This is a genomic window from Mycoplana sp. 10N416 (assembly GCF_056394765.1).
Genome location: NZ_JBFTIM010000001.1, coordinates 748,972 through 775,066, shown reverse-complemented (window position 1 = coordinate 775,066; position 26,095 = coordinate 748,972). Strand labels below are relative to the sequence as shown.

Genomic DNA, 26,095 nt, shown 5'->3' with positions numbered 1-26,095 from the left:
TGCCTTTTCATTTGCGCGGCTTGCGGGTGGCGGGCTGCCTGGCAAAGAGCTTGCGGAAGACCGGATAGATGTCGGCCGGCTTGGAAATCCGGGTCATCTGGAAATTGGGAAACTCGCCGTCGATGGTCCTGTAGGCCCGCCACAGCGACGTGCCGTTGTCGGTGCGGGCAAAAATCTCGCTTTCGCGTTCGTCGATGATCTCGACATAGGCGTAGTATTGGCAGAGCCGCATGACCGCGCTGAGCAGCGTGATGCAGCGGTCGGAATCGCCGGAGATATTGTCGCCGTCCGAGGCCTGGGCGGCGTAGATGTTCCACTCGCTGGCGGGATAGCGTGCCTCGATGACGCGCAGCATTTCCGCGAGAGCGGTGGAAACCATCGTGCCACCGCTCTGCGTGCTGTAGAAGAACGTCTCCTCGTCAACCTCCCGCGCCTCGTCCGTGTGTCGGATGAAGACGATCTCGATGCGCTCGTAGCGGCGCTTGAGGAAGAGGTGCAGCAGCACGAAAAACCGCTTGGCGAGGTCCTTCTCCCGCTCGCCCATCGAGGCCGATACGTCCATCAGGCAGAACATCACCGCGCTGGCATTCGGCAACGGCTGCTGCTCGAAGCGGTTGAAGCGGATGTCGACCGTATCGATGAACGGAACGCGCCGGCGCCGCCGCTCCAGCCAGTCCAGTTCGGCTTGCAGCATGGCCAGCCGTTCATGCGCTTGACGGCCGCCCTTTGTTTCCAGTTCGGCGATCTCCACCAGCAGCGCATCGATCTCCGCCTGCTTGGGCCGTCGCAACGCAATGCGCCGGCCGAAGCTGTTTCGCATCGTTCGCCCGACATTGATGTTGGTGGGATTGCCGGTCACCGAGAAACCGGCGCGTCGGGGCTTGAAGGTGGGGGTTTCCTTCAGCGACAGCTTGACCATGTCCGGCAGTTCGAGGTCCTCGAAGAACAGGTCGAGCACCTCGTTGCGTGAAAGGACGAACTGGAAGTCGTCTTCGTCCTCCCCGGTGCCGGCACCGCCCTTGCCGCCTCCGCCGCTTTGTTGCTTGCGCAAGCGATCGCCGGGAGAAAATTCCTTGTTGCCCGGCAACACGCGTTCCCGATCGCCGGTGTCTCCGGCGGGCTGGAACGTCGGCTCGCCGACACCGCGCGTGGGCATGGATACACTGTGGGTGGTACCGACATCGGCGATGCCGATCGACTTTATCTGCTCCTTGACGGCACGCTTGAGTTCTTCGCGGGCCCGCCGCAAGAAGCGTTGCCGGTTGCCGATGCTCTTGTCCTTCGGGTTCAGACGCCGGTCGATGAAATTCGGCATGCCCACGACCCCTCGGTGGGCATCAGCCCGCTTTGTTGACCCGCATGTACCAGTCGACCAGACGCCGGACCTGGCGCTTGGTGTAGCCGCGTTCGATCATGCGCTGGATGAACTCGGCGTGCTGCTTTTCGGTCGAACTGTCCTTCTTGGAGCCGAAGCTGATCACCGGAAGAAGATCCTCGACCTGGCCGAACATCCTCTTTTCGATCACCTCGCGCAGCTTTTCGTAACTGGTCCAGGAGGGATTGCGTCCGTGGTTCTTGGCGCGGGCGCGCAGGGTGAACTTCACCACCTCGTTGCGGAAGTCCTTCGGATTGGCGATGCCGGCCGGCTTTTCGATCTGCGACAGCTCGCTGTCGAGGATCTGCCGGTTGAGGATCTGGCCCGTATCGGGATCCTTGAAGTCCTGGTCCTCGAGCCAGGCATCGGCATAGGCGATGTAGCGGTCGAACAGGTTCTGTCCGTATTCGCTGTAGGATTCCAGATACGCCTTCTGGATCTCGTGGCCGATGAACTCGGCGTAGCGGGTGGCCAGTTCCGAGCGGATGAAGTCGAGATAGGCGGCTTCGGTTTCCTTGGGGAACTGCTCGCGCTTGATCGCCTGTTCCAGGATGTACATCAGATGTACGGGGTCGGCCGCTACTTCCTTGGTATCGTAGTTGAAGGTTTCCGACAGCACCTTGAAAGCGAAGCGGGTGCTGACACCGGTCATGCCTTCGTCGACACCGGCCACGTCCCGGTATTCCTGGACGGATTTCGCCTTGGGGTCGATATCCTTCAGGTTCTCGCCGTCATAGACCCGCATCTTGGTGTAGAGCGGTGAGTTCTCGTGGGGTGCCAATCGGGTCGAGACGGTGAAGCGGCTGAGGTTTTCCAGCACTTCCGGCGCGCAGGGATTGTTGGCGAGTTCGCTCTCCCGCAAGAGTTTTTCGTAGATTTGCCGTTCCTCTGTGACCCGTAGGCAATAGGGAACCTTCACCACGAGGATGCGGTCGAGGAAGGCCTCGTTGTTCCGGTTGTTCTTGAACTGCAACCACTCGGATTCGTTCGAGTGGGCGAGCACCATGCCCTGGAAGGGGAAGCCGCCAAAGTTCTCGGTGCCGTTGTAGTTGCCTTCCTGGGTTGCCGTCAGCAGCGGATGCAGCACCTTGATCGGCGCCTTGAACATCTCGACGAATTCCAGCAGCCCTTGGGTCGTCCGGTTGAGGCCGCCGCTGTAGGAATAGGCGTCCGGGTCGGCCTGGCTGTAGTTTTCGAGCTGGCGGATGTCGACCTTGCCGACCAGCGCGGAGACATCCTGGTTGTTCTCGTCGCCAGGCTCGGTCTTGGCGATGGCGATCTGCCGCAGTCGCGACGGCATCATCTTGACGACGCTGAACTTGGAGATGTCGCCGCCAACCTCGTCCAGCCGCTTGGCGGCCCATGGGGAGATCAATCCGGTGAGGCGGCGGCGGGCGATGCCGTACTTGTCCTCGAGCAGGTCGGCCATCCGTTCGGGATGGAACAGGCCCAGCGGCGATTCAAAGATCGGGCTCACCTTGCCGTTGACCATCAGTGTATAGATCGGCCGCAGTTCCATCAGTTTCTTCAGACGCTCGGCCAAAGAGGACTTGCCGCCGCCGACCGGACCGAGGAGATAGAGGATCTGCTTGCGTTCTTCGAGACCCTGAGCGGCATAGCGGAAATAGCCCACGATCCGCTCGATCGTGTCTTCCATGCCGTAGAAATCGGAGAAGGTCGGGTAGATCTTGATTGTGCGGTTCGAGTAGATGCGCCCGAGCCGTTCGTCGGTGCTCGTATCGACAAGGGTGGGTTCGCCGATCGCATCAACCATGCGCTCCTGCGCGGTGGCGTACATGCTTTTATCATCACGGCACGCGAGCAGGTATTCTTGAAGACTCATCTCCTCCCGCGCGGTGCTGGAGTAGATCTCCGAGAAAAGATTGAAGACGTCGGATTCACCCCTTTGCATGGTCGTCTCCCACGACAAGCCGTTGAAGTCGGATCGGAATCGCTGCCTGTAGAATCATTATACAGGAAAACGGAATCCTTGGACCAATGTTCCCTTCACATAATCGGCATTGTTTGCAATTTACGTGATCGATGACTGGCCGCGGGCATCAAGGGTCTGGCGGACGCTTCGAGGCGATTTGAGCCCGCTGCGCGCGAAAGTAGTTCCATCATCGATGCTGGAAAATTGGTGGTAGCAGGCCGGTTAATGGACCATCAGCCAGTGGCGTTGGCTGACAGGGCCTTGGCGGCCCTGTCACGCGGGCTCGTTGGCGCTACTCGGACTTTTTCGCGTCCGGATGATCGGTCCTGCCGGCTGGAATGGTGCTCACCGTGATCGACACGGGGTCGCTTGCGGGAAACGATGCCTCCAGCCCTTCGTCCAACTCCTCTTCCATGGTTTGCGTGTCGCCCGTGGCACGGGCGCTACGCAGGCAATTCACCTCATCATCGCCGGTCAACAGACTGCCATCGAACGTGGCAACCTCCAGCAACACAGCCTTGGCTCGGTCCGTGGCGTTGAGACGATTGAGGTCACTGTCGTCGCCAGCCCGCAGGAGGACGCTGACCACCTCGCCGGCTTCGCCGACGAATTCGACGGTGAAGCCGGCCTTTCCACCCATCTCCGGGTGAACCTGTACTCCGACAACTTGCATGGTCTTGCTCCTTCCATGAACTCTGGATCAGAAACGTCATCCCGACGCCATGGTTCCCCCGCGTGGGTGGGTTCGCGTCCCAGCCGCATCTAACGCTGGGGCAGCGTGTCGTTGTGTTCCACGTCACTGGTGCCGGAGAGACCGGGTACGCGGAGGCGCTGAGAACGCAACCTCGACGGGACGCAACGGTTCCTGCCAATTCCGCGCCGCAAGTGCAGGCTTGACATCGCGCGCGCGGTGCCGGACGAAAAGTGCTGACGTTTTCATCCACCGTTGAAGGATTTCGCCGCATGCCCGGTCCCTATGTCGTTCCCGTTCATGGCGATGTCGAATTGCCCAAGGAAGTCGATGTCGTGGTCATCGGCGGCGGCATCATCGGCGCCTCGACGGCGCTGGAGCTCGCGGAGCGCGGTCTGCGGGTGGCGCTGTGCGAAAAGGGCGGCATCGGCCAGGAGCAGTCGAGTCGGAACTGGGGATGGGTGCGGATTGCCTGCCGCGACCCGCGTGAAGTGCCGCTGATGGCGGAATCGCTGCGGATCTGGGACACGCTCGACCAGCGCACCGGCCGCGACACCGGCTTCAAGCGCGCCGGCATCATCTTCACCTCCTCGACCGACCAGGAATTCTCCCACCACAGAAATTGGATCAAGAACCTCGAGGACTATGAGATCGAGGCGCGGATGCTGAGCGGGCAGGAATTCCGGTCCATGTATCCTGGGACGACGATGAACCTGAAGGGCGCGCTCTTTACACCGGCCGATGCGCGCGCCGAACCGCAGAAGGCTGCTCCTGCGATCGCCGAAGCGGCCCGCGCCAATGGCGCGGCGATCCTGACCGAATGCGCCGTGCGTGGCATCGAGACGGCCGCCGGTGCCGTGTCCGGCGTCGTCACGGAGCGCGGGTCGATTGCCTGCAAGGCGGTCGTTCTCGCCGGCGGGGCCTGGTCCAGCCTTTTCGCCGGCACGCTCGGCATCCACCTTCCGCAGTTGAAGGTCCTGAACTCGGTCCTGCGCACTAAACCGCTGGAGGGCGGACCGGAACAGGCGATGTGGGCCAGCGATTTCGCCTTCCGCAAGCGGCAGGACGGCGGTTATACGATCGCATCGGGCAGCGAAAACGTCGTCGATATAGTGCCCAAGTCCTTCCGCTTCGCGCTGGATTTCATGCCGGCGCTGCGCAAGGAGTGGCGCGCACTGAAATTCCGTGCCGGATGGCGCTTCTGGGACGAAGTGCGCATTCCCGATCGTTGGACCCTGGACGAGCCGAGCCCGTTCGAATATTGCCGCGTCCTCGATCCCAAGCCTTCGACGAGGATGTCGGACAACGCCCTTGCCAATCTGCGGCGCGCCTTTCCGATTTTCGAGAGGGCGCAGATCGCGCAACGCTGGGGCGGATATATGGACGTGACGCCGGACGCGATCCCGGTGATCTCCGCCGTCGATCGCATTCCCGGCTTCCATATCGCCACCGGCTTTTCGGGGCATGGGTTCGGCATCGGTCCGGGCGCCGGCCGGCTCATGGCCGATATCGTCACCGGTCGAACTCCGGTGGTCGACTCGAAGGATTTTCGCCTTTCCCGTTTTACGGACGGCTCGAAGATCGAGCTGATCACCGGGTACTGAGGGCGGAGCCGGGTTTGTCGAGTTGGCAGCTCTGACCCGCATACTTGGTCGAACGGATCTCATGGCGCTGTTTTTGAATAAGTTTCTTTGTAAATAGTCCTTTCGTCGTACATCGGTAACAGAACCTTAATATACTTATATGCACGTTATCGTTCGGAACGGTAGCGTGCATATATGCTTGAGGGGTGAATATATGGATGCGCGTAGGGACGAGGACGAGATCAGTGAACGATTGACTTTTGTCGGGCTGGGGCCCGACGAAAGCGATATCCTGCGGCAAACTGCAGCGGTGGTCATGGCGAACATGGATGCGGCGCTCGCCACATTCTACCAGACGATCCGCGCCACGCCCCAGACGCGCGGGTTTTTTGACGGCGATGCCGCGGTGGCGCGTGCCGGAGGCAGGCAGAAGCAGCATTGGGCGATGATCCTCAGCGGACAATACGGCCGCGACTACATGGAGGCCGTCCGCACCGTCGGTTCCGTGCACGCCAGGATCGGGCTGGAACCCCGCTGGTACATTGGCGGCTATGCTCTCGTGATGGAGCGGTTGCTGGAGGGGCTGTTTGCGGCCCGCCAGCCGCAAAAGCCAAAATCAAGCTTTGCGATCGCCAGGAACAGGACGCAGCCACCGCAAGACAATCTGGCGAAGGAGGTGGTCGTTCTCGTCAAGGCGGCGATGCTCGACATGGAGCTGGCGATCTCCGTCTATCTCGACAATCTGGAGGAGCGGCGCCGGAAGGCGGAACTGCAGCAGATCGAGTCTCTGGATCAAGTCGCCGCGGCATTGTTGCGGCTCGCCGATGGCGACCTAGGAGTTTCCGTCGATCCCAATGTGTCGGAGAAATCGGAGCGGCTGGCACAAGGCTTCAACGAGGCGGTCGCGAGCCTGTCGCGAGTGATTGCTTCGGTGCGGGACGCAGCGGGAAATGTGCGCGCCGGCTCGGTGGAGATCGCCAGTGCGGCGGAGAACGCCAACCGCCAGTGCGAGCGGCAGGCCACGGCTCTTGAGGAGACCGTCACGGCGATCCGGGAATTGGCTGGCGCAATCGAGAGCACGGCGGATACGGCGCAGGATGCAAGCCGCACGGTATCAGGCGTGATGAATGCGGCCGAACAGGGTGTCGTGATTGCACAAAGGACGGCGGATGCCATCCGCGAGGTCGATGCCTCGTCCGCAAAGGTCACGAACATCATTTCCGTCATCGACAAGATTGCCTCCCAGACCAATCTGCTTGCGCTCAACGCAAGCGTGGAAGCCGCACGCGCCGGTGACGCCGGGAAGGGCTTCGCGGTGGTCGCAAGTGAAATTCGGTCGCTGGCGCAACGATCGGCGGATGCGGCGAGGGAAATCGCCGGCCTGATTCAAGCAAACTCGAACAGCATCTCGACCGGTGTCGGCCTGGTTGGTGAAACGCAGTCCCAACTGTCGAGCATTGCCGAGGCGATCCGACACACGGGTAATCTCGTTCATGGCATCGCCCAGTCGGCCCGCACGCAAGCGGCAAGCATCGCTGAAATTTCCGCAGCAACCGGTCAGATTGACGACGCAACGCAACGCAACGCTGCCGCGATTGAGGAAAATGCGGCGGCTAGCCGGTCGCTTGCCGCCGAAGCAGAGGCGCTCTCGCGTGCCATCGCCGGGTTTCGGGACGGCACCGAGGACTCGCTACGACGACCCGGAGCAGAAAGCAGGGCAGGCGGCAACGCAAACAGGTCGCGTCATGCAGCGTGATCGGAGCGGTTCGGACATCCATGGATATGATCGGCTGCGCACCGCACCGATATCAGCAAACCGAGGCCGACCGGATCCGATCATAGCAGGGGCAGGAGCGCGCATGCAGGGCCGCGCGATTCTGCACGGTTACCCGGCCGCGAACGTAGGTGATCGCGCCAGCGTTCATCAGGTCGCTGCAGGCGGCATTGACGGTTGCCCTCCGAAGCGCCAGCAGTCGCGATATCGCCTCCTGAGTGACGTGGAACTCGTCGCCCGAGACGCGGTCATGCGCCTGCAGCAGCCAGCGGGAAACCCGCTGTTCGGCTGTATGCAGGCTGCTGCAGGCGACCGACTCCATCAGTTGCATCATCAGCGATTTGGCATAGCGCAACATGGCCGCGCGCACGCCCCTGAAGCGCGTGAGAGCCTGGTCGAAATCGGTCGTGGGAAGCCACAGCGCGCGACCCGGCACCTGAACGACGGACGTCCCCAACGACGTCTCGCTCTCCATAACAAGAGCAAAACCGAGAAACCCTTCACGCCCGATGGACACTTTTTCGACGCTCTTATCGCCTGCAAGTTCGGCGATGAAGGACACGACGCCCTCCAACGGAAACACAAGATGCGTGACCTGGGCGCCATTCGTGAAGATGACATCGCCGGTGTTCATCTCGCGCATCTCGGCGCGGTCAACGATGAAATCACGGGCATCCGCTTTCAGCGCGGCGAGGACGTGGTTGCTCAGAAATGTTGTGGAATTGCCACTTTCAGCCAAGGCGCGCTCCGCATCATTTTGGTGCCAATTCATAACAGAAATTGTGAAATGTCAAATCGACAGTAACAACTTGTTAAATTTGTTATACTGCACAACAGTTTATCCATTCCGGACGGAGTCTATTTTAGAATGAATGGATTACAAATTACTGAAGAGGCTGCGCCGGTTGTCGAAGAAGACGCCGGCCGACTTCGTTCCCGCAAACGCTCGCGGCGAACCGCGATTGTTCGAATCCTGGCGAATTCGAAGCGAGCAACGAGCAAATCCGCAGACCGGGACGAGGTCGATGAGGAAAATGGCGGTTTACAGGGGCTGTTCAGGGCCTACCAGGCGGCGTTGGACCAGCACGCGATCGTTGCGGTGACCGACCGGCGTGGAAAGATCGTCTTTGTCAACGGCAAGTTCTGCACCATCAGCGGCTATGGGTCGGACGAACTGATCGGACAGAACCATCGTCTCGTCAACTCGGGACATCACTCGAAGGATTTTTTCGAGGAGATGTGGCGCAAGATCGCCGGTGGTGAAATCTGGCATGGTGAAGTGTGCAACCGGGCCAAGTGCGGCACCCTCTACTGGGTCGACACAACGATCGTCCCGGTGCCGGACCGCGCGGGTCGGACGAATGCCTATGTGTCGATCCGGTATGACATCACCGATCGGAAGCTCGCCGAGCGGACGCTGAAAGAAGAGGTCGCCAGGCGCCGCAAGGCAGAGGCGTTGCTTGTGGACGTCATCGAAACGATCCCGGACGGCATCGCAGCCTTTGACGCCGAAGACCGTCTCGTCCTTCACAACCGTGCCTTCGAGGAAATTTACAGCAAGGCGCGTGAGGCGATAGTGCCCGGCAGCACCTACGCCGCGATCGTGCAATGCGGATTGGAGAATGGGCAATACCTTCTGCCGCGCAACACGCCGGAGGGGCGCGAAGCCTGGCTCCAGGCGCGCTTGCGCGAACACGCAAATCCGGGGCGCAAGGCGGTCGTGGCGATCGCCGGGGGACGTTGGCTGCAGGTGCAAGAGCAGCGATCCGCCTCCGGTCATATCGTCGGAACGCGAACCGACATCACGGAGCTGAAACGATCCGAAGCGGCGATCAAGTTTCACGCGGAGCACGATCCGCTGACGAAATTGTTCAACCGGTCTGTGCTGGAGAGACGGCTGGAGCAGGCCATTGCAAACAGTCGCAAGACTGGGGTGAGCGGCGCCCTGGTCGTGGCGGACCTTGATGGCTTCAAGCAGACGAATGACACTCTCGGCCATGCCGCCGGCGATGCGCTGCTCATTGCGGTGGCAAAACGGATGCAGGAAGCAATCCGAAAGACCGATACCATCGTGCGGCTCGGGGGAGACGAATTCGCGATCATTCTGTCGAATGCGACACGAGCGAACATCGACAAAACCCTCGAGAGGCTGCTTACGAAGGTTCAACAGCCGGTTCCTTTCCAGAGGCATCAGATCACGCCGCGCATGAGCATCGGAGGCTGTCTGTTTCCTCGTGACGGACGGCGGCCGGAAAGTCTGCTCAAGAAAGCCGATCTCGCCCTCTATGAGGCAAAGGCCGAAGGCCGCGGTCGGCACAAGCTATATTCGCGGGCTATGTCTGTGGAGAGTGAGCGCAGGCACAGGATGGCAAACGCGTTGGCGGCTGCCGTGTCCACGAACCAGATCGACATCGCGTTGCAGCCGCAGTTCCGCGTCAGCGATGGATCGCATGCCGGATTTGAGGTGCTGGCGCGCTGGAACCGCGCCGGCCAGCCGGTCTGCCCCGCCGAGTTCATTGCGGTCGCCGAGACGCACGGCCTGATCGTGGAATTGGGTCATCAGATCTTGCGCAAGACCTTCAACGCCATGCGCACTTTGCGATCCCAGGGGCTGGACATCGGGCAGGTGGCAATCAACGTTGCCGCGGCGCAGATCCGTCGCCCGGACTTTCCGTCGATGTTGCGGGCGATGGTCGCAGAAAGCGGGCTGGAGCCGCAATGCGTGGAGGTGGAGCTGACCGAAAACATCCTTCTCGATGCCGCCCATGACCAGATTGCGCAGACACTGACCGAATTGGACGGACTGGGCTTTTCGATTGCGCTCGACGACTTCGGCACGGGATATGCCTCGCTGGCACATTTGCGGCGCTTCCCGGTCAACCGGATCAAGATCGACCGGTCGTTCGTTCGTGACATGTCTACGAGTGCGGATGCTTTCCGTATCGTGCGAGCCACCGTCGGCTTGGCCCACAGCCTGGGGATGCAGGTCGTCGCCGAGGGAATCGAAACCGAAGAACAGCTGGAGATTCTGCAGGGCATGAACTGCGATTTCGGTCAGGGCTTCCTCATCTCCGAACCCCTTGCCCGCGACGCGCTGCCGACGTACCTCGCTGCGCGTGCCGACTGATCACAGCGGCTATCGTCGAAGCCAGCTATCGAGCCCGTGAGCGGCCGCCCGGCCGGTCGCCATGCAGGCAGTCAGCAGATACCCGCCGGTTGGCGCCTCCCAGTCAAGCATTTCGCCGGCGACGAAAACGCCGGGTAGGGCCTCCAGCATGTAGCCGGCATCGATGCCACTCCACCGGATGCCGCCGGCCGAGGAGATCGCTTCGGCGATGGGGCGCGGTCGCTGGACGCGCAGCGGTAGTGCCTTGATCGTCGTTGCAAGGCGCTCCGCAGAATACTGCGCGAGGTCCGGTGCGAGCTCGCGCAGCAAGGCCGTCTTCACGCCCGCCAGGCCGGCACCTTTGCGCAAGCGATTGCTAAGGCTCGCCTTGTCGCTCTGGCGGCCGAGGTCGCGTGCGAGGCGCTCGGTGGCTCGACCCGGCACAAGATCGAGGACAAGGACCGCCTCGCCGTCGCGTTCCAGCCCATCGCGCAGGGCGGCCGCGTGCGCATAGATGAGGCTGCCTTCGATGCCGTGCCGGGAGATGACGAATTCGCCGGGAATGGCGCCGGCATCCGACGTCGCCGTCACCGACTTGATCGGTTCGCCAGCAAAACGTGTCAGGAAAGTTTCGTTCCAGGCAACGTCGAAGCCGCAGTTTGCCGGCCGCAGCGCGGCGACGGTCACGCCTTTCTCCCGAAGCGGGCCGACCCAGGATGCGTCGGAACCGAGCCGCGGCCAGCTGGCGCCGCCGAGCGCAAGCAGCGTCGCCTTGCTCTTGATCGTCGTTGGCCCCTCCGGCGTCTCGAAGACGAGGCCATCGTCGGCGAAGCCGATCCAGCGATGACGGGTCCTGATCGTTGCCCCTTGTGCCTCCAGCCGACGCAACCATGCCCGCAGCAGCGGCGAAGCCTTCATCGCCGTCGGAAACACGCGGCCGGAACTGCCGACAAACGTCTCGATTCCAAGCCCGGTTGCCCATGCGCGCACGGCATCCGGGGAAAACGCGTCGAGCGCCGGGCGCAGTCGCTCCGATGCCGTGCCGAAGCGCCCGGCAAAGCGGGCGTAGGGCTCGGAGTGGGTGATGTTGAGACCGGATTTGCCGGCAAGCAGGAACTTTCGGGCCACCGTCGGCATCGCCTCGTACACCGTTACTGCCCGTCCGGCGCCGGTCAGCACCTCGGCGGCCATCAGCCCTGCCGGGCCGCCGCCAATGATCGCTATCTCGTCCCGCTGCATCCGTCGGCCCGTCCCTCAATTCGTTCGCCGCACCTTTTGCGCGGACGGCGGCAGAGCGCAAGGGATACCTGACCGGTGCGGCGTTGTTGACAGGTGTCCGTTGCATTGGCACTGGCGTTCGACATTCGGTAGGTTAACCGGACAATCAAGAAGGACTGGGGCCCGATGAAGAACGACGCGTCCGGTGATTTGCGCGTGATCCTCCGGATCGATTTTCCGCATGCCGAACGGCTCGGGCGTGGCAAGATGCTGCTGCTGGAAAAGATTCGCGAGACCGGATCGATCTCGGCGGCAGGCCGCGCGATGGACATGTCCTACCGGCGTGCCTGGCTGCTGGTCGATGCGATGAACCGCATGTTTTCTTCGCAGGTGGTGGAATCGCAGCGTGGCGGCAAGCAGGGCGGCGGCGCGGCCGTGACCCCGTTCGGCGAGGAACTCCTGGCACGCTTCCGGGGGATGGAGGAGAAAGCAAGAGCGGCGCTGTCCGGGGATCTGGACTGGCTGGAGGCCAACCGCGCGAAGAGTGCGCCGGAAGACGGTCGCTGATCTTACCGCGTGTCGAGCGCCACCGTCTTGATGATGGCAAAGACCGTCTTGCCGGGGTGCAACTGCAGCCGTTCGCCGGACAGTGCGGTGATCCGGGCATGGACGGCATCGCCGCCGCAATCGACCTCCACCGTGATCATTCCCTCGCCATCGGGAGTGATCGCCGCGATCGTGCCCTCGAGGATGTTGAGCGCGCTCAGGCCTTCGGGCTTGCCGGTCGAAAGGATGACGTCGCGGGCGGGAATATGGACGCGCACCGACTTGCCGGCTTCGATATCGGTATTGGGCACGTGGAGTTCCCGCGCATTCAGCCGCACCGTCGCGATACGATGCGGCCGATCGACGGCGGCGACGGTACCCGTCAGCACGCTTCCGGCCTCCCGGCGGTCCACCGTTGCGGCGAGCAATGGGCTGCTCAGCACCTCCGATACGGTGCCGATGGCTTCCACCCTGCCGTCATTCAGCAGGACGACGCGGTCAGCCAGCCGCGCCACCTCGTGCACGGCGTGGCTGACATAGACGATCGGGATCTTCGTTTCGTCGCGCAGCCGCTCCAGATAGGGCAGTATCTCCGCCTTGCGCTCGTCGTCGAGCGCCGCAAGCGGCTCATCCATGAGCAGCATCCGTGGCGCCGACAGCAGCGCACGGCCGATCGCCACGCGCTGCTTTTCCCCGCCGGAAAGGTTCGCCGGCCGCCGGTCGAGCAGGGCGCCGATGCCGAGGAGGCCGACGACATGCTCAAAGCTTGCCGGCTCGATGCCGCGCGGCGCGAACCAGCGGCCATAGGTCAGGTTGCCCCTAACGGAAAGATGCGGAAAAAGTCGCGCCTCCTGAAAGACGTAGCCGAAGCGCCGCTTGTGCTTGGGCACGAAGATCTTGCGCTTCGTGTCGACCAGGATGTCTCCGCCGAGCACGATCCGGCCTTCGTCAGGGCGGACGAGGCCGGCGATCGCGCCCAGCAGCGACGTCTTGCCCGACCCGGACCGACCGAAGAGGGCGGTGACGCCGCCTTCGGACATAAAGCTTGCGTCGAGGCGGAAATTGCCGAGCTGGTGGCGGATTTCGACCGACAGCGTCATTCGAAATGCACCCGCTTTCCGACCGCGCTTGCCATGTATTCCGATGCAAGCAGCGCCGCCATCGAGATGATGATCGCGACGATCGTCAGGCGCATTGCGCCCGCATCGCCGCCGGGGACCTGGGTGAACGTGTAGATCGCCGCTGACAGCGTCTGTGTTTCGCCGGGGATGTTGGAGACGAAGGTGATCGTCGCGCCGAACTCGCCCATCGCCTTGGCAAAGGAGAGGATCATGCCGGCGATGACGCCCGGCAGGATCAGCGGAAGCGTGACCGTGACAAACACCCAGGCCCGGTTGGCACCCAATGTACCCGCCGCATCCTCGAGCTTGCGATCCACCGCGTCGAGCGACAGGCGGATGGAGCGCACCAGCAGTGGAAAGCCCATGACCGCGCAGGCGAGTGCCGCACCCGTCCAGCGGAAGGCGAGGACAATGCCGAGATACTCATCGAGAAACGAGCCGATCGGACCCTTTCGTCCAAACAGGATGAGCAGCAGGAAGCCGGTGACGACCGGCGGCAGGATCAGCGGCAGGTGCACGATGCCGTTCAGCAGCGACTTGCCCCAGAAGCTGCCGCGCGACAGTGCCAGCGCAGCCAGGACGCCGAAGGGGAGGCTTGCCGCCACCGCCACCGTCGAGACCAGCAGGCTCAACCGAATTGCCGTCCATTCCGCGTCGCTGAGGGTCAACCAGTCCAAGTCAGAGCTCACATTTCCACGATTGGTCCGTCGGCGCATGCCATCCGGCGAAGGCCGACACCCGTCGGTCGAATTCATATGCAATCAAATTAGTGCAACGTTTCAAAGGAATACAACGCCCCGCGCCATTCGCGGCGCGGGCGCGCGGGGAGGAACTCACTTCAGGATGGTGAAGCCCTGCTCGGTGAAGAACCGTGATGCCACGTCGGACTTCAGGAAGTCGAGATAGGCTTTGGCGTCGGCACTCCTGGATTCCGACAGGACGGCGATCGGATAGATGATCGGCGGATGGCTATCTTCGGGGAACGTTCCGACGACTGCGACGCCCGGGTCGGCGGCGGCATCCGTCTCGTAGACGATGCCGTAGGGCGTCTCGCCGCGGGAAACGAGCGCGAGCGCCGCGCGGACGCTTTCGACCCCTGCGACCTTGGCCTCGACAGATGGCCAGACGCCGAGTTTCTCCAGTGCGGCCTTGCCGTATTTGCCGGCGGGGACGGAGTCGACCGCACCCATGGCGAGCTTGCCGTCGCCCACGAGGCCGGCAAGGTCGAAGCTGTCCTTGATCTCGACCGGCTTGGCTGCATCCTTCGGCGCCACGAGCACGATGCGGTTGCCGAGCAGGTTGGAGCGCGAATCCTCCTTGATCAGCTTCTTCTCCGCCACATAGTCCATCCAGGCAAGGTCGGCGGAGATGAAGATGTCGGCCGGCGCGCCAGCCTCGATCTGCTTTGCGAGCGCCGAGGAGGCGGCATAGGAGACCGTCGTTTCCTTGGACGTTTCCTTCGTCCAGGCCGCGTTGGCCGCGTCGAGCGCGTTCTTAAGGCTGGCCGCCGCAAAGACCGTGATCTTGTCGTCGGCTGACGCCGGCGCGGCAATGGCCGCGACTCCGAGCCAGGTCGCGGCAACCGAGGCCGCGGTAAACCTCATCCAATGACGACGGTTGAATTTCATAGTCCCCTCCATGCTGTGCGAGATATTTCCTTGGATATAACGGCGCGCACCAAATGGCTAGTGCTATATTTTGTGAAATATATCGCTTGCAGGATTTCGCGATCGCGTCAAAGTCTCGCAGGCGAGGGGACGCAGTTTTCGGTCGCCGACGAGCGCATCGCTTGAACGCTACGCATGAACGCATGACCGAAGGAGGAAACGCATGGTTCGGGAAAACGAAATCCGCGAGAACGAGGTCGCCGTCGCGCCGCCCGAGCCGACCGATGCGGGGCTCGTCTTCATCGGACGCATCCACACACCGTGGGAATCGCGCCTGCTCTGCCCGCGGCAAGGTCGCCCGGATGGGCCGGTGTGCCGGATCGAGATCTTTGACCCGTGGATCCCGGCGCTGGAAGGCATCGAAGCGTTCGAGCGGCTAGAGGTCCTCTATTGGCTCGACAGGTCCCGGCGCGATCTCATCCTGCAGAGCCCGGCCAGCAGCGGCAAGGTGCACGGCACCTTTTCGCTACGCTCGCCGGTGCGGCCGAACCCGATCGGGACATCGATCGTTATGCTGGATCGGGTCGAGGGCAACGCCCTGTACGTGCGCGGGCTCGACTGCCTGAACGGCACGCCGCTGCTCGACCTGAAACCGGACCGTTCGCTGTTCAAGCCGATCGCGCCGCCCCAGCCCGGAGATTTCGAGACCGGTGCGACGGAAACAGCGCCGAACTGCCAGAAAGCCTGAGCCGCGGCTTGGCTACATCTGCGCGGACATTCCGCCGTCGACGGTGAGCGTGATGCCGTTGACGAAGCTTGCGGCCGGCGAGGCCAGGAACAGGGCCGCTGGAGCCAGTTCCTGCGGTCGGCCCCAGCGCCGCAAGGGAATGCGCGCGTCGACGAAGGCTTGCACGCCGGCATCCTCCGACAGCGCCTTGTTCGGTTCGGTGACGAACCAGCCGGGCGCGATCGCATTCACGGTGAGGTTGTCGGCGCCGAACTCGACCGCAAGCGACCGCGTCAATGCTTCCAGTCCGCCCTTCGAGGCCGTGTAGGCGGGGTCGGGCTTGCGGGCGATCCGCGCAGCGATCGACGTCACGAAGATCAGCCGCCCGGCACTGGATGTCTGAAGAAGCGGAATGGCCGCGCGCGCCAGCCGATAGGCTGCGGTCAGGTTGACGTCAAGAAGCGCGGCAAAGGCCGCACCATCGAGGTGCTCGGTCGTCCGACGGTCACGGATGCCGGCCGCGTGGACGACCACGTCCAGCCCGCCAAGTCGTTCGGCGGCCCGATGTGCAATCGTCTCCGGACTGTCCGCAAGGTCAGCCGGCAGCGCTTCGGCCAGGAAGCCCTGCTGGCGCAATGAAGCGCAATGAGCCTCCAGCGCGGAAGCGTCGCGACCGTTGAGTGCGACCCGAGCCCCTTCGTGGGCAAATGCCTTGGCGATCTCGAGGCCCAGTCCGCGGGTTGCACCGGTAACGAGCACGCGTCGTTTGCTGTCGGTCATCTGCATCCTCGCAGCTCAATCCTTGGCGTGGCGTCGGCCTGTCCTCAGATAACCTTGCCGGGGTTCAGGATGCCTTTCGGATCGAGCGTGTGCTTGATCCGGCGCATGGCTTCCAGTTCCTCGGGGCTCCGGGAGCAGCCGAGATAGGGACGTTTCAACGTGCCGATCCCATGTTCTGCCGAGACGGAGCCCTTGAATTGTTGCACGAGCGCATAGACGATTTCGTCCACGGCATGCAGTTCGCTGTCGGATGCGTTGGCCACGGAAAACGCAATATGCAGGTTGCTGTCGCCGATATGGCCGTAGAAGGAGACATGGGCGTCGGGGAAGCGCGACAGCAGATCCGCCTCGCAGGCCTCGGTGAAACGACCGATTTCGCCGCTCGGCATGCTGACGTCGAGGTTTACCAGAGACGGCAGCAACCGATCCATCGTAACGGCCTCGCGCACGGTCCAGAAATGGCGGGCGTCCTTCTCGGATTGGGCGATGAGCGCATCGACGATGAGGCCCTCTTCCAGCGCGCCGCCGAGGAAACCTTCAAACCGCTCGCGCGCAACGTCCGAACCGTCGTTGTCTTCTTCGATAATCACGAGAAAGGGATATTCGGCTTCGAATAGCTTGATACCCTCGGCCTTGCTGCTGAAGCGGACAAAACTCTGCCACATCGCCTCGTAGGCGGAGAGCGCGAGCAACTCGCGCTGGGCTTTCTGAAGAAAGGCGATCACGGCCTCGTAGCTTTCCAGAGCTACAAGCGCCGTGCTGCGCCCAGTCGGCAGCGGCTTCAGCTTCAGGACGGCGCGGGTGATGATGCCGAGCGTTCCTTCGGCGCCGATGAAGAACTGGCGCAGGTCATAGCCGGTGTTGTTCTTCGTCATCTTGTTCAGCATCGACAGCACCGTGCCGTCGGCAAGCACCACTTCCAGCCCCAGCACGTTGTCACGCGTGACCCCGTGGCGGATGACCCGGATGCCGCCGGCATTTGTCGAAAGGTTGCCGCCGATCTGGCAACTGCCGCGTGCCCCGAGGTCGATCGGCAGCAGGAAGCCCGCATCTGCCGCCGCCGCCTGCGCCGTTTCCAGGATCGTTCCGGCCTTGAGCGTGATCGTGGCCGCCGCCGGGTCGATCTCCTCCACCCCTGCCAGTTGCTCCAGCGAAATCGCCACCTCGCCGCCACGCGGGTTTGCGCCGCCGGCCAGACCGGTCATGCCGCCCTGGGGGATCACGGGCTGGCCGTGCTCGTTGCAGATGCGGAGGGCGGCGGAAACGGCGTCCACGCTTCGCGGACGGATGACTGCCATCGGCGGAATGCGCCCCGTCTGGCTGGCGTCGCTGACGTAGCGATCGCCTATCTCGGTGCCAGTAAGGACAGCCTCCGAACCAAGGGCACGCTTCAACTCTTCGATGATGGTCATGGTGGCTTCCTGTATGCGCCGCAACGTCTGCGTTTTTGACTAGCGATGACCTCGTCGGAATGCAATCGGGTTCTTCGCCGCCGAAGGAGGCTCGGGCCTTGCCCCAGCCGGGTGCCAGTGCGCGGGAATATTGGCGCACGCCAGGAACGGCGGCAAGCCGCATTCCCCCTGTCCGATAGGCGCGTTTTCGGGCACAAAGGACAGCGCAAGACGGAGGAAAACAGCATGACATCGCAGGCTGGCAACTTTGATCGCGGCACGTTCGTCGGGCGCATCTGGCGTCCCGAGCGCAGCGGACCATCGCTGGTGGTTGTGCACAACGGCGCCGTGGTCGACATCTCCAGCAAGGCGGCGCCGACAATGCGGGACCTTCTCGAAATGGGTGACCCGGTCGGCTTTGTGCGCGCACAGGCCGGCGATCCGGTGGCGCCGCTTGCAACCGTGCTCGACCATTCGATTGAAGGCGAGGGCGACCTTTCGCGCCCACATCTCCTTGCCCCTTGCGACCTGCAGGCGGTCAAGGCCTGTGGCGTCACCTTTGCGCGCTCGATGATCGAGCGGGTGATCGAGGAAAAGGCGGCCGGCAACCCGGCGCTCGCGCAGACGGTCCGTGCACGCGTCACCGCCATCATCGGCGACAGCCTGCGCAACCTCAAGGCCGGTTCCGAGGCGGCGGCGAAGGTCAAGGCGGCGCTGATCGAAGAGGGCATCTGGTCGCAGTATCTCGAGGTCGGCATCGGGCCGGACGCGGAAGTCTTCACCAAGGCGCCGGTGCTGTCGGCCGTCGGCTGGGGCGCCTCGGTCGGCCTGCATCCGATCTCGCGGTGGAACAATCCCGAGCCGGAAATCGTGTTGGCCGTGAACAGCCGGGGCGAGGTGAAAGGCGCGAGCCTCGGCAACGATGTCAACCTCCGCGACGTCGAGGGCCGTTCGGCGCTTCTCCTCGGTAAGGCCAAGGACAACAATGCGTCCGCCGCCATCGGCCCCTTCATCCGGCTCTTCGACGAGACCTATTCCATCGACGATGTCCGCAAGGCGGACCTCGACCTCCTGATTGAAGGCGAGGACGGTTTCGAACTCCAGGGCACGAGCACGATGCGCGAGATCAGCCGCGACCCGCTCGATCTCGTCGCCCAGACGATCGGCCTCCACCACCAATATCCGGACGGCCTCATGCTGTTCATGGGCACGCTGTTTGCCCCGGTCAAGGATCGCGATGTCAAAGGCGAAGGCTTCACCCACAGGATCGGTGATCGGGTGACGATCTCGAATGCCGAACTCGGGGCGCTCTCGAACACCGTTCGCCTCTCGACCGAGTGCCCGCCCTGGACTTTTGGCGTTGCCGCGCTGATGCGCAACCTCGCCGGCCGCGGCCTGATCTGAGCCCGTTGCGCCCGCTCAATCCCGGTCCGGCGCGCCGAGCGGGAAAAACTTGCGATAAGGCCGCGCCTCGTCCACCGCGCGGGCGAAGGAGGGGCGGGCAAGCAGCCGGCCGCGATAGGCTTTGAGGTTGGTGAGCGCCGGGTCGATCGCATGCGTCCAGTCGGCGTAGAACAGCGCAGGAGCGGCGGCGCAGTCGGCCAGGCTGAAAGCGTCGCCCGCCGCCCATTCCCGCCCCGCCATGTGGCGATCCAGCCATTGGTAAGTCCGCTCCAGCATCGTTCGCGCTTCGCCGACGCCATAAGGATCGCGATCCGCCTCCGACCGGATGGCATTGAAGACAATCTTCTGCTGCGGGGAACTGATGTAATTGTCGAAGATCCGGTCGAGCATCCGCACATCGATCGCCGCCTGCGGATCGTCCGGAAGCGGCTTGAACGGACCGGGATGGGCGAGCGCCAGGTATTCGATGACCACCGTCGCCTCCAGCAACGTCCGGCCACCGTCGACGAGAACCGGGAAGCGCTTGATCGGCCAAAGTGCTTCGAATTCCTGGAGGATCTCGGGATGTTCCGGGCTGAGCATCCGAAACTCGAAAGAGGTTTCGTTCTCGTAGAGCGCAGTCAGCGCCTTCTGGCAGTATGACGAAAACGGATGCGCATAAAGGATCGGTTTCATATCGTCCTCCCGTGCCGATCACCGCGTGTACACATAGCCTAGCGTCTCTGATTGCATTCCGCAACCAGTGTGCGCCGACGCGGAGGACGGCGCGGTCGGGGCTCGCCCGCTATTCCCCGACTGGCGCTCTGCCTTGAAGGTCAGGTCAAATTCTTCCGCCGCTCCAGTTCGGCGTCCGTCGGCTGATCGAATTCGAACGAGCCTGTCTGGACTTCGCCCGCACGGCTGTATTTGTTGACGGTGACACCGGCTGGCGTCACCTTGGAGCTGACGAGCTTCAGCGCATGCGGTGCCGCGCCTTCGCTGAACAGCTTCTTTCCGCCGCCGAGCACGACCGGGAACAACGAGATGTAGAGCTCGTCGACCAGGTCATGCCGGAACAGCGTCTGCAGGAAATCCGTCGAGCCTTGCGTCAGGAGATCGGGCCCATCTTCGGCTTTCAGCTTCGTGAGCGCGGCGACCGCGTCCGACCCCAGCGTTTGACTGTTCTGCCACGTCAGCTTCAGGTCCGGATTGCGCGTCGCCACGAACTTGGTGATGCGATCGAACAGGGAGCCGATCGGATCATCCGGGCCGGCGTAGGGCCAATGCGCCGCGAAGATGTCGTAGGTCTTGCGGCCGAGCAGCAGGTCAAAGGGCTTCGCGAACATCTCGTCAACGGCCGTCCCCATCGCTTCGTCGAAATAGGGGGCCGCCCAGCCGCCGTACCTGAAGCCGCCGATAGGGTCTTCCTGTGGGCCGCCCGGTGCCTGCATGACGCCGTCGAGACTGACGAATGCTCCAACGATGATCTTGCGCATTTTCGCTCTCCTATTTCCTGGCAGGTAGACAAGGGACGTTTGGCGTGGGCAAACGCCGACAAAAATTCGGACCCGGCGACCAATGGCGCAGCAATGGTGCCATGCGGCCCTGCAGGCCATCGGGCGATGCAAGGCAGCACATGAGCACGCGCCCGCAAAAGGTTTGCGGAAACAGAAGCGCTTGTCAAAGCGCGCGATCTCTTGTTGTTATTGTCAAATTGGCGGCAGTGTCGATTCGGCAGCATCGACTGAAAGCGTGCTCCTGGGGGATTGAGGGGCTCGCTAAACAACTGCGGCGAAAGTTGTCAGGGTCAAGCCCTTGGAGGGGACACATGACGCAGCGCATCGCATTCAGTGTTATCTTTGTCGCGACCACCATGCTGGGCCACAATGCCTTGGCCGCTGACCTCACGCCGACCGCGATGACCCCGGAGGCGCAGCAGGTGCAAACCGAAAGCGGCTGGACCTTCACGTTCGCGCCTTATTTCTGGGCGACGGGCCTTTCCGGTGACCTGCAGAACTTCGGCCTGCGCACTATCCATGTGAACACGTCCTTCAGCGAAATCTGGGACCATCTCGACTTCGGGGCGATGGCGATCGGCGAGGCCCGTTACGGACGCTACAGCGTCGTCACCGATCTCATGTACTCAAAGATTTCCGGCAGCGCGGCGACCCCCAGAGGCTTCATCTCCGGTGAAGTCGATTCCGAGACTTTCGCGGGCTTTGCGGGCGTCGGCTACTCGCTGCTCCAGGACAGCACCGGTAACCTCGATATCGTCGGCGGCGTCCGGGTGTGGTCGGTCGACAATACGATCTCGATCACCTTCCGCGACCGGACCGTGTCGCGAAGCGATGGCGACACTTGGGTCGATGCGATCGGCGGTCTGAAAGGGACTTACTTCCTTACACCGAACTTCTTCCTCACCGGCTGGGGCCTGGTCGGCGGTGGCGGCGCAGACATCGACTGGGATGTCGCCGCGACGGCGGGCTACAAGTTCAACGAGACGTTCTCGGCAGTGGCCGGCTACCGCGCACTGGGCGTCGACTACAGCAATGACGGCTTCAAGTTCGACGTCGTCGAGCAGGGCCCCATCATCGGCCTCGCGATCAAGTTCTAAGCATCGCGCACCAAACATAACCTTGAGGCACTATGCAGAAAGGCCGGTCATCGCTGACCGGCCCTTCTGTATTTCATGCAGTGCTGCTTACTTCGCGCGCTTCAGGGCATCGCCGAGCACCGAAACGATCTCCTCGAAATGCTTCTTCTCGGCGATCAGCGGCGGGGAGAAGGCAATGATGTCGCCGGTGACGCGGATCAGCAGGCCCTTCTCGAAGCAGTCGACGAAGACGTCATAGGCGCGCGCGCCGACAGCGCCGTCGCGCGAGGCAAGCTCGATGCCGGCGATCAGGCCGATCGTGCGGACGTCGATGACGTGCGGCAGGCCCTTCAGCGAGTGCATCGCTTCGTGCCAGTCGTCCTGCAGCTCGGCGCCGCGGGTGAAAAGGCCCTCGTCGCGGTAGATGTCGAGCGTGGCGATACCGGCGGCGCAGGCAGCCGGGTGGCCGGAATAGGTGTAGCCATGGAACAGTTCGATCGCACCTTCCGGTCCGTGCATCAGTGCGTCATGCACCTTGCGGCTGGCGAAGACCGCACCCATCGGGATCGCGCCGTTGGTCAGTCCCTTGGCGGTCGTCACAAGGTCCGGCGTCACGCCGAAATAGTCCGTCGCAAAGGCAGCACCCAGGCGGCCGAAGCCGGTGATGACCTCGTCGAAGATCAGCAGGATGCCGTGCTTGTCGCAGATGGCGCGCAGGCGTTCGAGATAGCCCTTCGGTGGGATCAGCACGCCGGTGGAGCCGGCGACCGGCTCGACGATGCAGGCGGCGATCGTCTCGGCGCCGTGCAGCGCGACCAGACGCTCGAGGTCGTCGGCCAACTCCGCGCCATGTTCCGGCTGGCCCTTCACGTAGGCGTTCTTGGCAAGGTCGTGCGTGTGGCGCAGGTGGTCGGAGCCGGGGAGCTGCGGGAAGACGCGGCGGTTGTTGAGGATGCCGCCAACGGAGATGCCACCGAAGCCGACGCCGTGGTAGCCGCGCTCGCGGCCGATCAGGCGCGTGCGGGTGCCCTGGCCGATCGCGCGCTGGTAGGCGATCGCCATCTTCAGCGCGGTGTCGACCGATTCCGAGCCGGAGCCGGTGTAGAAGATGCGGTCGAGTTTCGCGCCTTCCGGACCGGGGGCGATCTCGGCCAGCCGCTCGGCGAAGTCGAACGCGATCGGATGGCCCATCTGGAAGGACGGCGCAAAGTCCATGGTGGTCAGTTGGCGCTCGACGGCGGCGGCGATCTGGCGGCGGCCGTGGCCGGCATTGCAGCACCAGAGGCCGGCCGTGCCGTCCAGAATGGTGCGGCCGTCCTGGCTCGTGTAGTGCATGCCTTCGGCCGACGCGAGCAGGCGCGGCGCCGCCTTGAACTGCCGGTTGGCGGTAAACGGCATCCAGTAGCTGTCGAGCACCGGAGCGTTGGGCTTGTTGTGAACGTTCATGGGAGTCTCCTCTGGTCGAGGCATTGACGCCATGAATTGGCAGATTGAACAAGTCCTTTTCTGCCTGATATGAAGTTATTGATATTTATTAGGCCTGCTCGCAGATGTTTCGATATATCGAACAATGGAAACAGGCGCGCGGTGCAGCATCGGGAGGGGCGGCATGTCGGTCGATATCGGGAGCAGATTGCGCAGCCTGCGCATGGCCCACAATCTGTCGCAACGGGAACTGGCCAAACGTGCAGGCGTCACCAATTCCACCATCTCGCTGATCGAGTCGAACGCGTCAAATCCTTCGGTCGGCGCCCTCAAGCGGATCTTGGACGGCATTCCGATCGGGCTCGCCGAGTTCTTCGCCTTCGAGCCGGAGCGATCGCGCAAGGCCTTCTACCGTGCCGACGAACTGGTCGAGATCGGCAAGGGGCCGATTTCCTACCGCCAGATCGGCGAAAACCTGTTCGGTCGCAGCCTGCAGATCCTGAAGGAGTGCTACCAACCCGGTGCCGACACGGGCAAAGTGCCGCTGGTGCATGATGGCGAGGAGGGCGGCATCATCCTCTCCGGACGTCTCGAAGTGACGGTCGATGACGAGCGACGAATCCTCGGGCCCGGCGACGCCTATTACTTCGAGAGCCGCCGGCCGCATCGTTTCCGCTGTGTCGGACCGGTACCGTGCGAGTTGATCAGCGCGTGCACGCCGCCGACCTTCTGAGCCATTTGCCGCTCGGTCAAGACTGCGCTGCCGGAGCGGCAGCGCCATTTTTCGCCGCCACCGCGGCCGGTCGGCGCACACCGATCACTTCAAAGACGTCAAGCGCGGTGGACCGACCCTTGGCCTGTGCCTGGCCGAGAGGCCGGAACTGGATCGCGTCTTCACATTGAGAAACGACCGCGCCGCTCGCCAGGATCCAGGTGCTGTAGGTCTTGTTCATGCCCTCCAGCCGCGAAGCGACATTGATGCTGTCGCCCATGGCAGTGTACTGCAGGCGGTCGTTTGCGCCGACGCTGCCGACAACTGCGGTACCGGAATGAATGCCAAAGCGTGTGCGGAATTCCGGCAACCCGCGGCTGCGCTGCCTGTCGTTGAAGACTTCGAGTCGATCCTTCATCGCCAGCGCGGCCCGGCAGGCATTCTCGGCGTGGTTTGGATCGGGTGCCGGGGCGTTCCACATGGCGAAAATGGAATCGCCCAGGAACTGGATGATCGTGCCGCCGTGTTCGTTCACGGTGTCGTTGAGAATGTCGAAATACTCCGACAGCATGCTGACGACTTTCTCGGGCGAATGCTGCTCGCTGATCGTGGTGAAGTCGTAAATATCGGTGAAGATGGCCGTCACCTCCTGACGGCGCGCGTTCCGTCCGGAAAACTCACCCGATTCCATCCCCTTGCGTACCAGTTCCTTTGGCACATAGAGGCCGAAGGTGAAGATTGCGTCCCGCGCCTTGTTCATCGCACTGCCGAGCGTTGCGATCTCGTTTACGCGCGTTGGCACTTCGATTGGGGTACTGAAGTCCAGATCCTGCAGCCGATTTGCGCTGTTGGTCAGTTGGTTCAGCGACTTGGTGACCAGATGGGCCAGAAGAAGCGCACCGAGCACGGAGAGAACGACGATCCCGGCGGACAAGGTCAGGCCCTGGTAGAGGCCTCTGCGTGCGGGGGCCATCAGTTCGTCGATAGGTGCGGCAACGACGGCGATGTGCCCGGCAAAGAGGATCGCCGAGTCGACCTCTGACCCCATGACCACCCACTTGCGACCGGCGACGTCGACGGTGCCCATCTTGTTCAGACCCGGCGGGTTCTCCTTGATTGCTGCCAGCAGCGGATCGTGCAGGTTCGCCGGATCGAAATCGCGTTCGTCTTTCGAGGCGGCGATTGCCCGCATGATTGCGGGGTCGGAATGCATCAACAGCTTCTTGTCGGGATCAACGACGAAGGCGACAGCGCTGGGTGTCAGTCTTTCGCTGGCAATGAAATGGGTAACCCGATCAAGCACGACATCGGCACCGACGACGATGTCGGGGTTGCCTTTATGGGCCTGGGAGATGGTCATGCCGAGCGACCTGGTCGTCGCCATGCTGTAGGGACCGGTCGCGATCGGTCCCGTTCCTCCAACCGCGGCGCGATACCAGGGGCGCTGCCGGGGATCATATTTCCAGCCGCTGATCGGACGCTCCGAGAGTTGTTTTCCGGTGCTGTCGTAGAAGATGACCCGCGCACGCGGCTCTTCCGCGCCGGGCTCCAAAATGCGGACGGCCATCGTCGCAAAGGCGGGGGGATTGAGGGCTTTGCGCCAGTCCGTCGATGACAGATTGACGGCATGAAAGAAGCTGCCATCCGGATAGCCGGCATAGACCCCGTCGATCTGCGGCGATCGCGAGAGTGCGGCCCGCAGGATCGTGACCTTGTCGCCGATGCGCTCCGTTGGCGGCGCAAGGAAGGAATTGGCGATGGAAACGATCAGGTTGACCACGGCCGACGTGTCGCCGGAGAGGACCTGCATCCGTGAGATCAGCCGGTCCTCAAAGTTGTCCATATGGATTTCAGCCGCTTCGATCGCGGCATTACGGGCACGATAGTAATCGAGTGCGATCAGCAACCCCGACACGGCGAGCAGAAGCGCCACCATCACGACGCCGAGCAGGGTGCGAAGCGACCCATGCCAGGGCCTTTTCGCAGGCACCGACGCAACCTCCTTCGTCATGCCTTACATCCTCCGCTCCATGAGCCTCTGCCGCGGCAGTTGTGCGTCGATCTCGATCGGTCTTACGCCGCCGCCGGCCGTCAGTATCGATCTTCTTGATAAGATTCGCCAACTCTTTA

23 protein-coding genes are annotated in these 26,095 nt (G+C 62.9%); 9 read left to right on the top strand and 14 right to left on the bottom strand.

Annotated elements, in window-relative coordinates:
* Positions 1 to 7: 7 nt before the first annotated feature.
* From AC1DDS_RS03730 to AC1DDS_RS03720, 3 genes are all read right to left on the bottom strand, one after another.
* Positions 8 to 1,315 (bottom strand): YeaH/YhbH family protein, encoded by a 1,308-nt coding sequence (locus AC1DDS_RS03730; RefSeq protein WP_477477636.1) that lies wholly within the window; start codon positions 1,313 to 1,315, stop codon positions 8 to 10.
* Between the two features lie 22 nt (positions 1,316 to 1,337).
* A complete protein-coding gene (locus AC1DDS_RS03725; RefSeq protein WP_310415449.1) occupies positions 1,338 to 3,287 on the bottom strand; it encodes a PrkA family serine protein kinase in 1,950 nt (649 codons plus the stop codon).
* Between the two features lie 313 nt (positions 3,288 to 3,600).
* The gene (locus tag AC1DDS_RS03720) at positions 3,601 to 3,981 is read right to left on the bottom strand and encodes a hypothetical protein (protein WP_310415446.1); all 381 of its coding nucleotides are present in this window, start codon (positions 3,979 to 3,981) and stop codon (positions 3,601 to 3,603) included.
* Positions 3,982 to 4,271: 290 nt separating this feature from the next.
* Between AC1DDS_RS03720 and AC1DDS_RS03715 the strand changes: the two genes are divergently transcribed.
* Both AC1DDS_RS03715 and AC1DDS_RS03710 read left to right on the top strand, forming a co-directional pair.
* Positions 4,272 to 5,603 (top strand): NAD(P)/FAD-dependent oxidoreductase, encoded by a 1,332-nt coding sequence (locus AC1DDS_RS03715; protein WP_477477635.1) that lies wholly within the window; start codon positions 4,272 to 4,274, stop codon positions 5,601 to 5,603.
* 193 nt (positions 5,604 to 5,796) lie between these two features.
* On the top strand, positions 5,797 to 7,338 hold the full coding sequence (locus AC1DDS_RS03710) for a methyl-accepting chemotaxis protein (RefSeq protein WP_477477634.1): 1,542 nt from the start codon (positions 5,797 to 5,799) through the stop codon (positions 7,336 to 7,338).
* A gap of 52 nt (positions 7,339 to 7,390) precedes the next feature.
* Here the strand turns inward: AC1DDS_RS03710 and AC1DDS_RS03705 are convergent, their stop codons facing one another.
* Positions 7,391 to 7,918, bottom strand: a complete 528-nt coding sequence (locus tag AC1DDS_RS03705) for a Crp/Fnr family transcriptional regulator (RefSeq protein ID WP_477477633.1) — start codon at positions 7,916 to 7,918, stop codon at positions 7,391 to 7,393.
* Between the two features lie 24 nt (positions 7,919 to 7,942).
* Here AC1DDS_RS03705 and AC1DDS_RS03700 point away from each other — a divergent pair, with 24 nt between their 5' ends.
* A complete protein-coding gene (locus tag AC1DDS_RS03700) occupies positions 7,943 to 8,161 on the top strand; it encodes a hypothetical protein (RefSeq protein ID WP_477477632.1) in 219 nt (72 codons plus the stop codon).
* A gap of 63 nt (positions 8,162 to 8,224) precedes the next feature.
* Positions 8,225 to 10,483 (top strand): sensor domain-containing protein, encoded by a 2,259-nt coding sequence (locus tag AC1DDS_RS03695; RefSeq protein WP_477477631.1) that lies wholly within the window; start codon positions 8,225 to 8,227, stop codon positions 10,481 to 10,483.
* Positions 10,484 to 10,492: 9 nt separating this feature from the next.
* Here AC1DDS_RS03695 and AC1DDS_RS03690 read toward each other — a convergent pair whose 3' ends face one another.
* Positions 10,493 to 11,701, bottom strand: coding sequence for a TIGR03862 family flavoprotein (locus AC1DDS_RS03690; protein WP_477477630.1), 1,209 nt, complete (start codon positions 11,699 to 11,701; stop codon positions 10,493 to 10,495).
* A gap of 165 nt (positions 11,702 to 11,866) precedes the next feature.
* Between AC1DDS_RS03690 and AC1DDS_RS03685 the strand changes: the two genes are divergently transcribed.
* Entirely contained in the window at positions 11,867 to 12,247 is a 381-nt protein-coding gene (locus AC1DDS_RS03685; protein ID WP_477477629.1) for a winged helix-turn-helix domain-containing protein, read from the top strand.
* A 2-nt stretch (positions 12,248 to 12,249) separates the two neighbouring features.
* Here AC1DDS_RS03685 and modC read toward each other — a convergent pair whose 3' ends face one another.
* The 3 genes from modC to modA all read right to left on the bottom strand — a co-directional run bounded on the left by modC (position 12,250) and on the right by modA (position 14,975).
* On the bottom strand, positions 12,250 to 13,326 hold the full coding sequence (modC, locus tag AC1DDS_RS03680; RefSeq protein WP_477477628.1) for a molybdenum ABC transporter ATP-binding protein: 1,077 nt from the start codon (positions 13,324 to 13,326) through the stop codon (positions 12,250 to 12,252).
* A complete protein-coding gene (gene modB, locus AC1DDS_RS03675; protein WP_477477627.1) occupies positions 13,323 to 14,063 on the bottom strand; it encodes a molybdate ABC transporter permease subunit in 741 nt (246 codons plus the stop codon). Before modB ends, modC begins: the two co-directional genes overlap by 4 nt.
* A 117-nt stretch (positions 14,064 to 14,180) precedes the next feature.
* The gene (modA, locus tag AC1DDS_RS03670; protein ID WP_477477626.1) at positions 14,181 to 14,975 is read right to left on the bottom strand and encodes a molybdate ABC transporter substrate-binding protein; all 795 of its coding nucleotides are present in this window, start codon (positions 14,973 to 14,975) and stop codon (positions 14,181 to 14,183) included.
* 202 nt (positions 14,976 to 15,177) lie between these two features.
* Between modA and tsaA the strand changes: the two genes are divergently transcribed.
* A complete protein-coding gene (gene tsaA, locus AC1DDS_RS03665; RefSeq protein WP_477477625.1) occupies positions 15,178 to 15,702 on the top strand; it encodes a tRNA (N6-threonylcarbamoyladenosine(37)-N6)-methyltransferase TrmO in 525 nt (174 codons plus the stop codon).
* A 12-nt stretch (positions 15,703 to 15,714) separates the two neighbouring features.
* On the opposite strand, the gene AC1DDS_RS03660 is transcribed toward tsaA, so the two are convergent.
* Both AC1DDS_RS03660 and AC1DDS_RS03655 read right to left on the bottom strand, forming a co-directional pair.
* The gene (locus tag AC1DDS_RS03660) at positions 15,715 to 16,461 is read right to left on the bottom strand and encodes an SDR family NAD(P)-dependent oxidoreductase (protein ID WP_477477624.1); all 747 of its coding nucleotides are present in this window, start codon (positions 16,459 to 16,461) and stop codon (positions 15,715 to 15,717) included.
* A 44-nt stretch (positions 16,462 to 16,505) separates the two neighbouring features.
* Positions 16,506 to 17,873 (bottom strand): FAD-binding oxidoreductase, encoded by a 1,368-nt coding sequence (locus tag AC1DDS_RS03655; protein ID WP_477477623.1) that lies wholly within the window; start codon positions 17,871 to 17,873, stop codon positions 16,506 to 16,508.
* A 225-nt stretch (positions 17,874 to 18,098) separates the two neighbouring features.
* Between AC1DDS_RS03655 and AC1DDS_RS03650 the strand changes: the two genes are divergently transcribed.
* A complete protein-coding gene (locus AC1DDS_RS03650) occupies positions 18,099 to 19,256 on the top strand; it encodes a fumarylacetoacetate hydrolase family protein (protein WP_477477622.1) in 1,158 nt (385 codons plus the stop codon).
* A 15-nt stretch (positions 19,257 to 19,271) separates the two neighbouring features.
* On the opposite strand, the gene AC1DDS_RS03645 is transcribed toward AC1DDS_RS03650, so the two are convergent.
* Entirely contained in the window at positions 19,272 to 19,931 is a 660-nt protein-coding gene (locus AC1DDS_RS03645; RefSeq protein ID WP_477477621.1) for a glutathione S-transferase family protein, read from the bottom strand.
* Between the two features lie 140 nt (positions 19,932 to 20,071).
* Positions 20,072 to 20,731, bottom strand: a complete 660-nt coding sequence (locus AC1DDS_RS03640) for a dihydrofolate reductase family protein (RefSeq protein ID WP_477477620.1) — start codon at positions 20,729 to 20,731, stop codon at positions 20,072 to 20,074.
* 332 nt (positions 20,732 to 21,063) lie between these two features.
* On the opposite strand from AC1DDS_RS03640, the gene AC1DDS_RS03635 reads away from it, so the two are divergent.
* Positions 21,064 to 21,849 (top strand): hypothetical protein, encoded by a 786-nt coding sequence (locus AC1DDS_RS03635; protein ID WP_477477619.1) that lies wholly within the window; start codon positions 21,064 to 21,066, stop codon positions 21,847 to 21,849.
* Between the two features lie 87 nt (positions 21,850 to 21,936).
* On the opposite strand, the gene aptA is transcribed toward AC1DDS_RS03635, so the two are convergent.
* Positions 21,937 to 23,274 carry an omega-aminotransferase AptA gene (gene aptA / locus AC1DDS_RS03630; protein WP_310415394.1) on the bottom strand — a complete coding sequence of 446 codons (1,338 nt, stop codon included), beginning with the start codon at positions 23,272 to 23,274 and terminating at the stop codon, positions 21,937 to 21,939.
* Positions 23,275 to 23,437: 163 nt separating this feature from the next.
* Between aptA and AC1DDS_RS03625 the strand changes: the two genes are divergently transcribed.
* A complete protein-coding gene (locus tag AC1DDS_RS03625; RefSeq protein ID WP_310415391.1) occupies positions 23,438 to 23,986 on the top strand; it encodes a cupin domain-containing protein in 549 nt (182 codons plus the stop codon).
* A gap of 16 nt (positions 23,987 to 24,002) precedes the next feature.
* Here AC1DDS_RS03625 and AC1DDS_RS03620 read toward each other — a convergent pair whose 3' ends face one another.
* Complete coding sequence (locus AC1DDS_RS03620) at positions 24,003 to 25,976, bottom strand: adenylate/guanylate cyclase domain-containing protein (protein WP_477477618.1); 1,974 nt, start codon at positions 25,974 to 25,976, stop codon at positions 24,003 to 24,005.
* Positions 25,977 to 26,095: the final 119 nt, after the last annotated feature.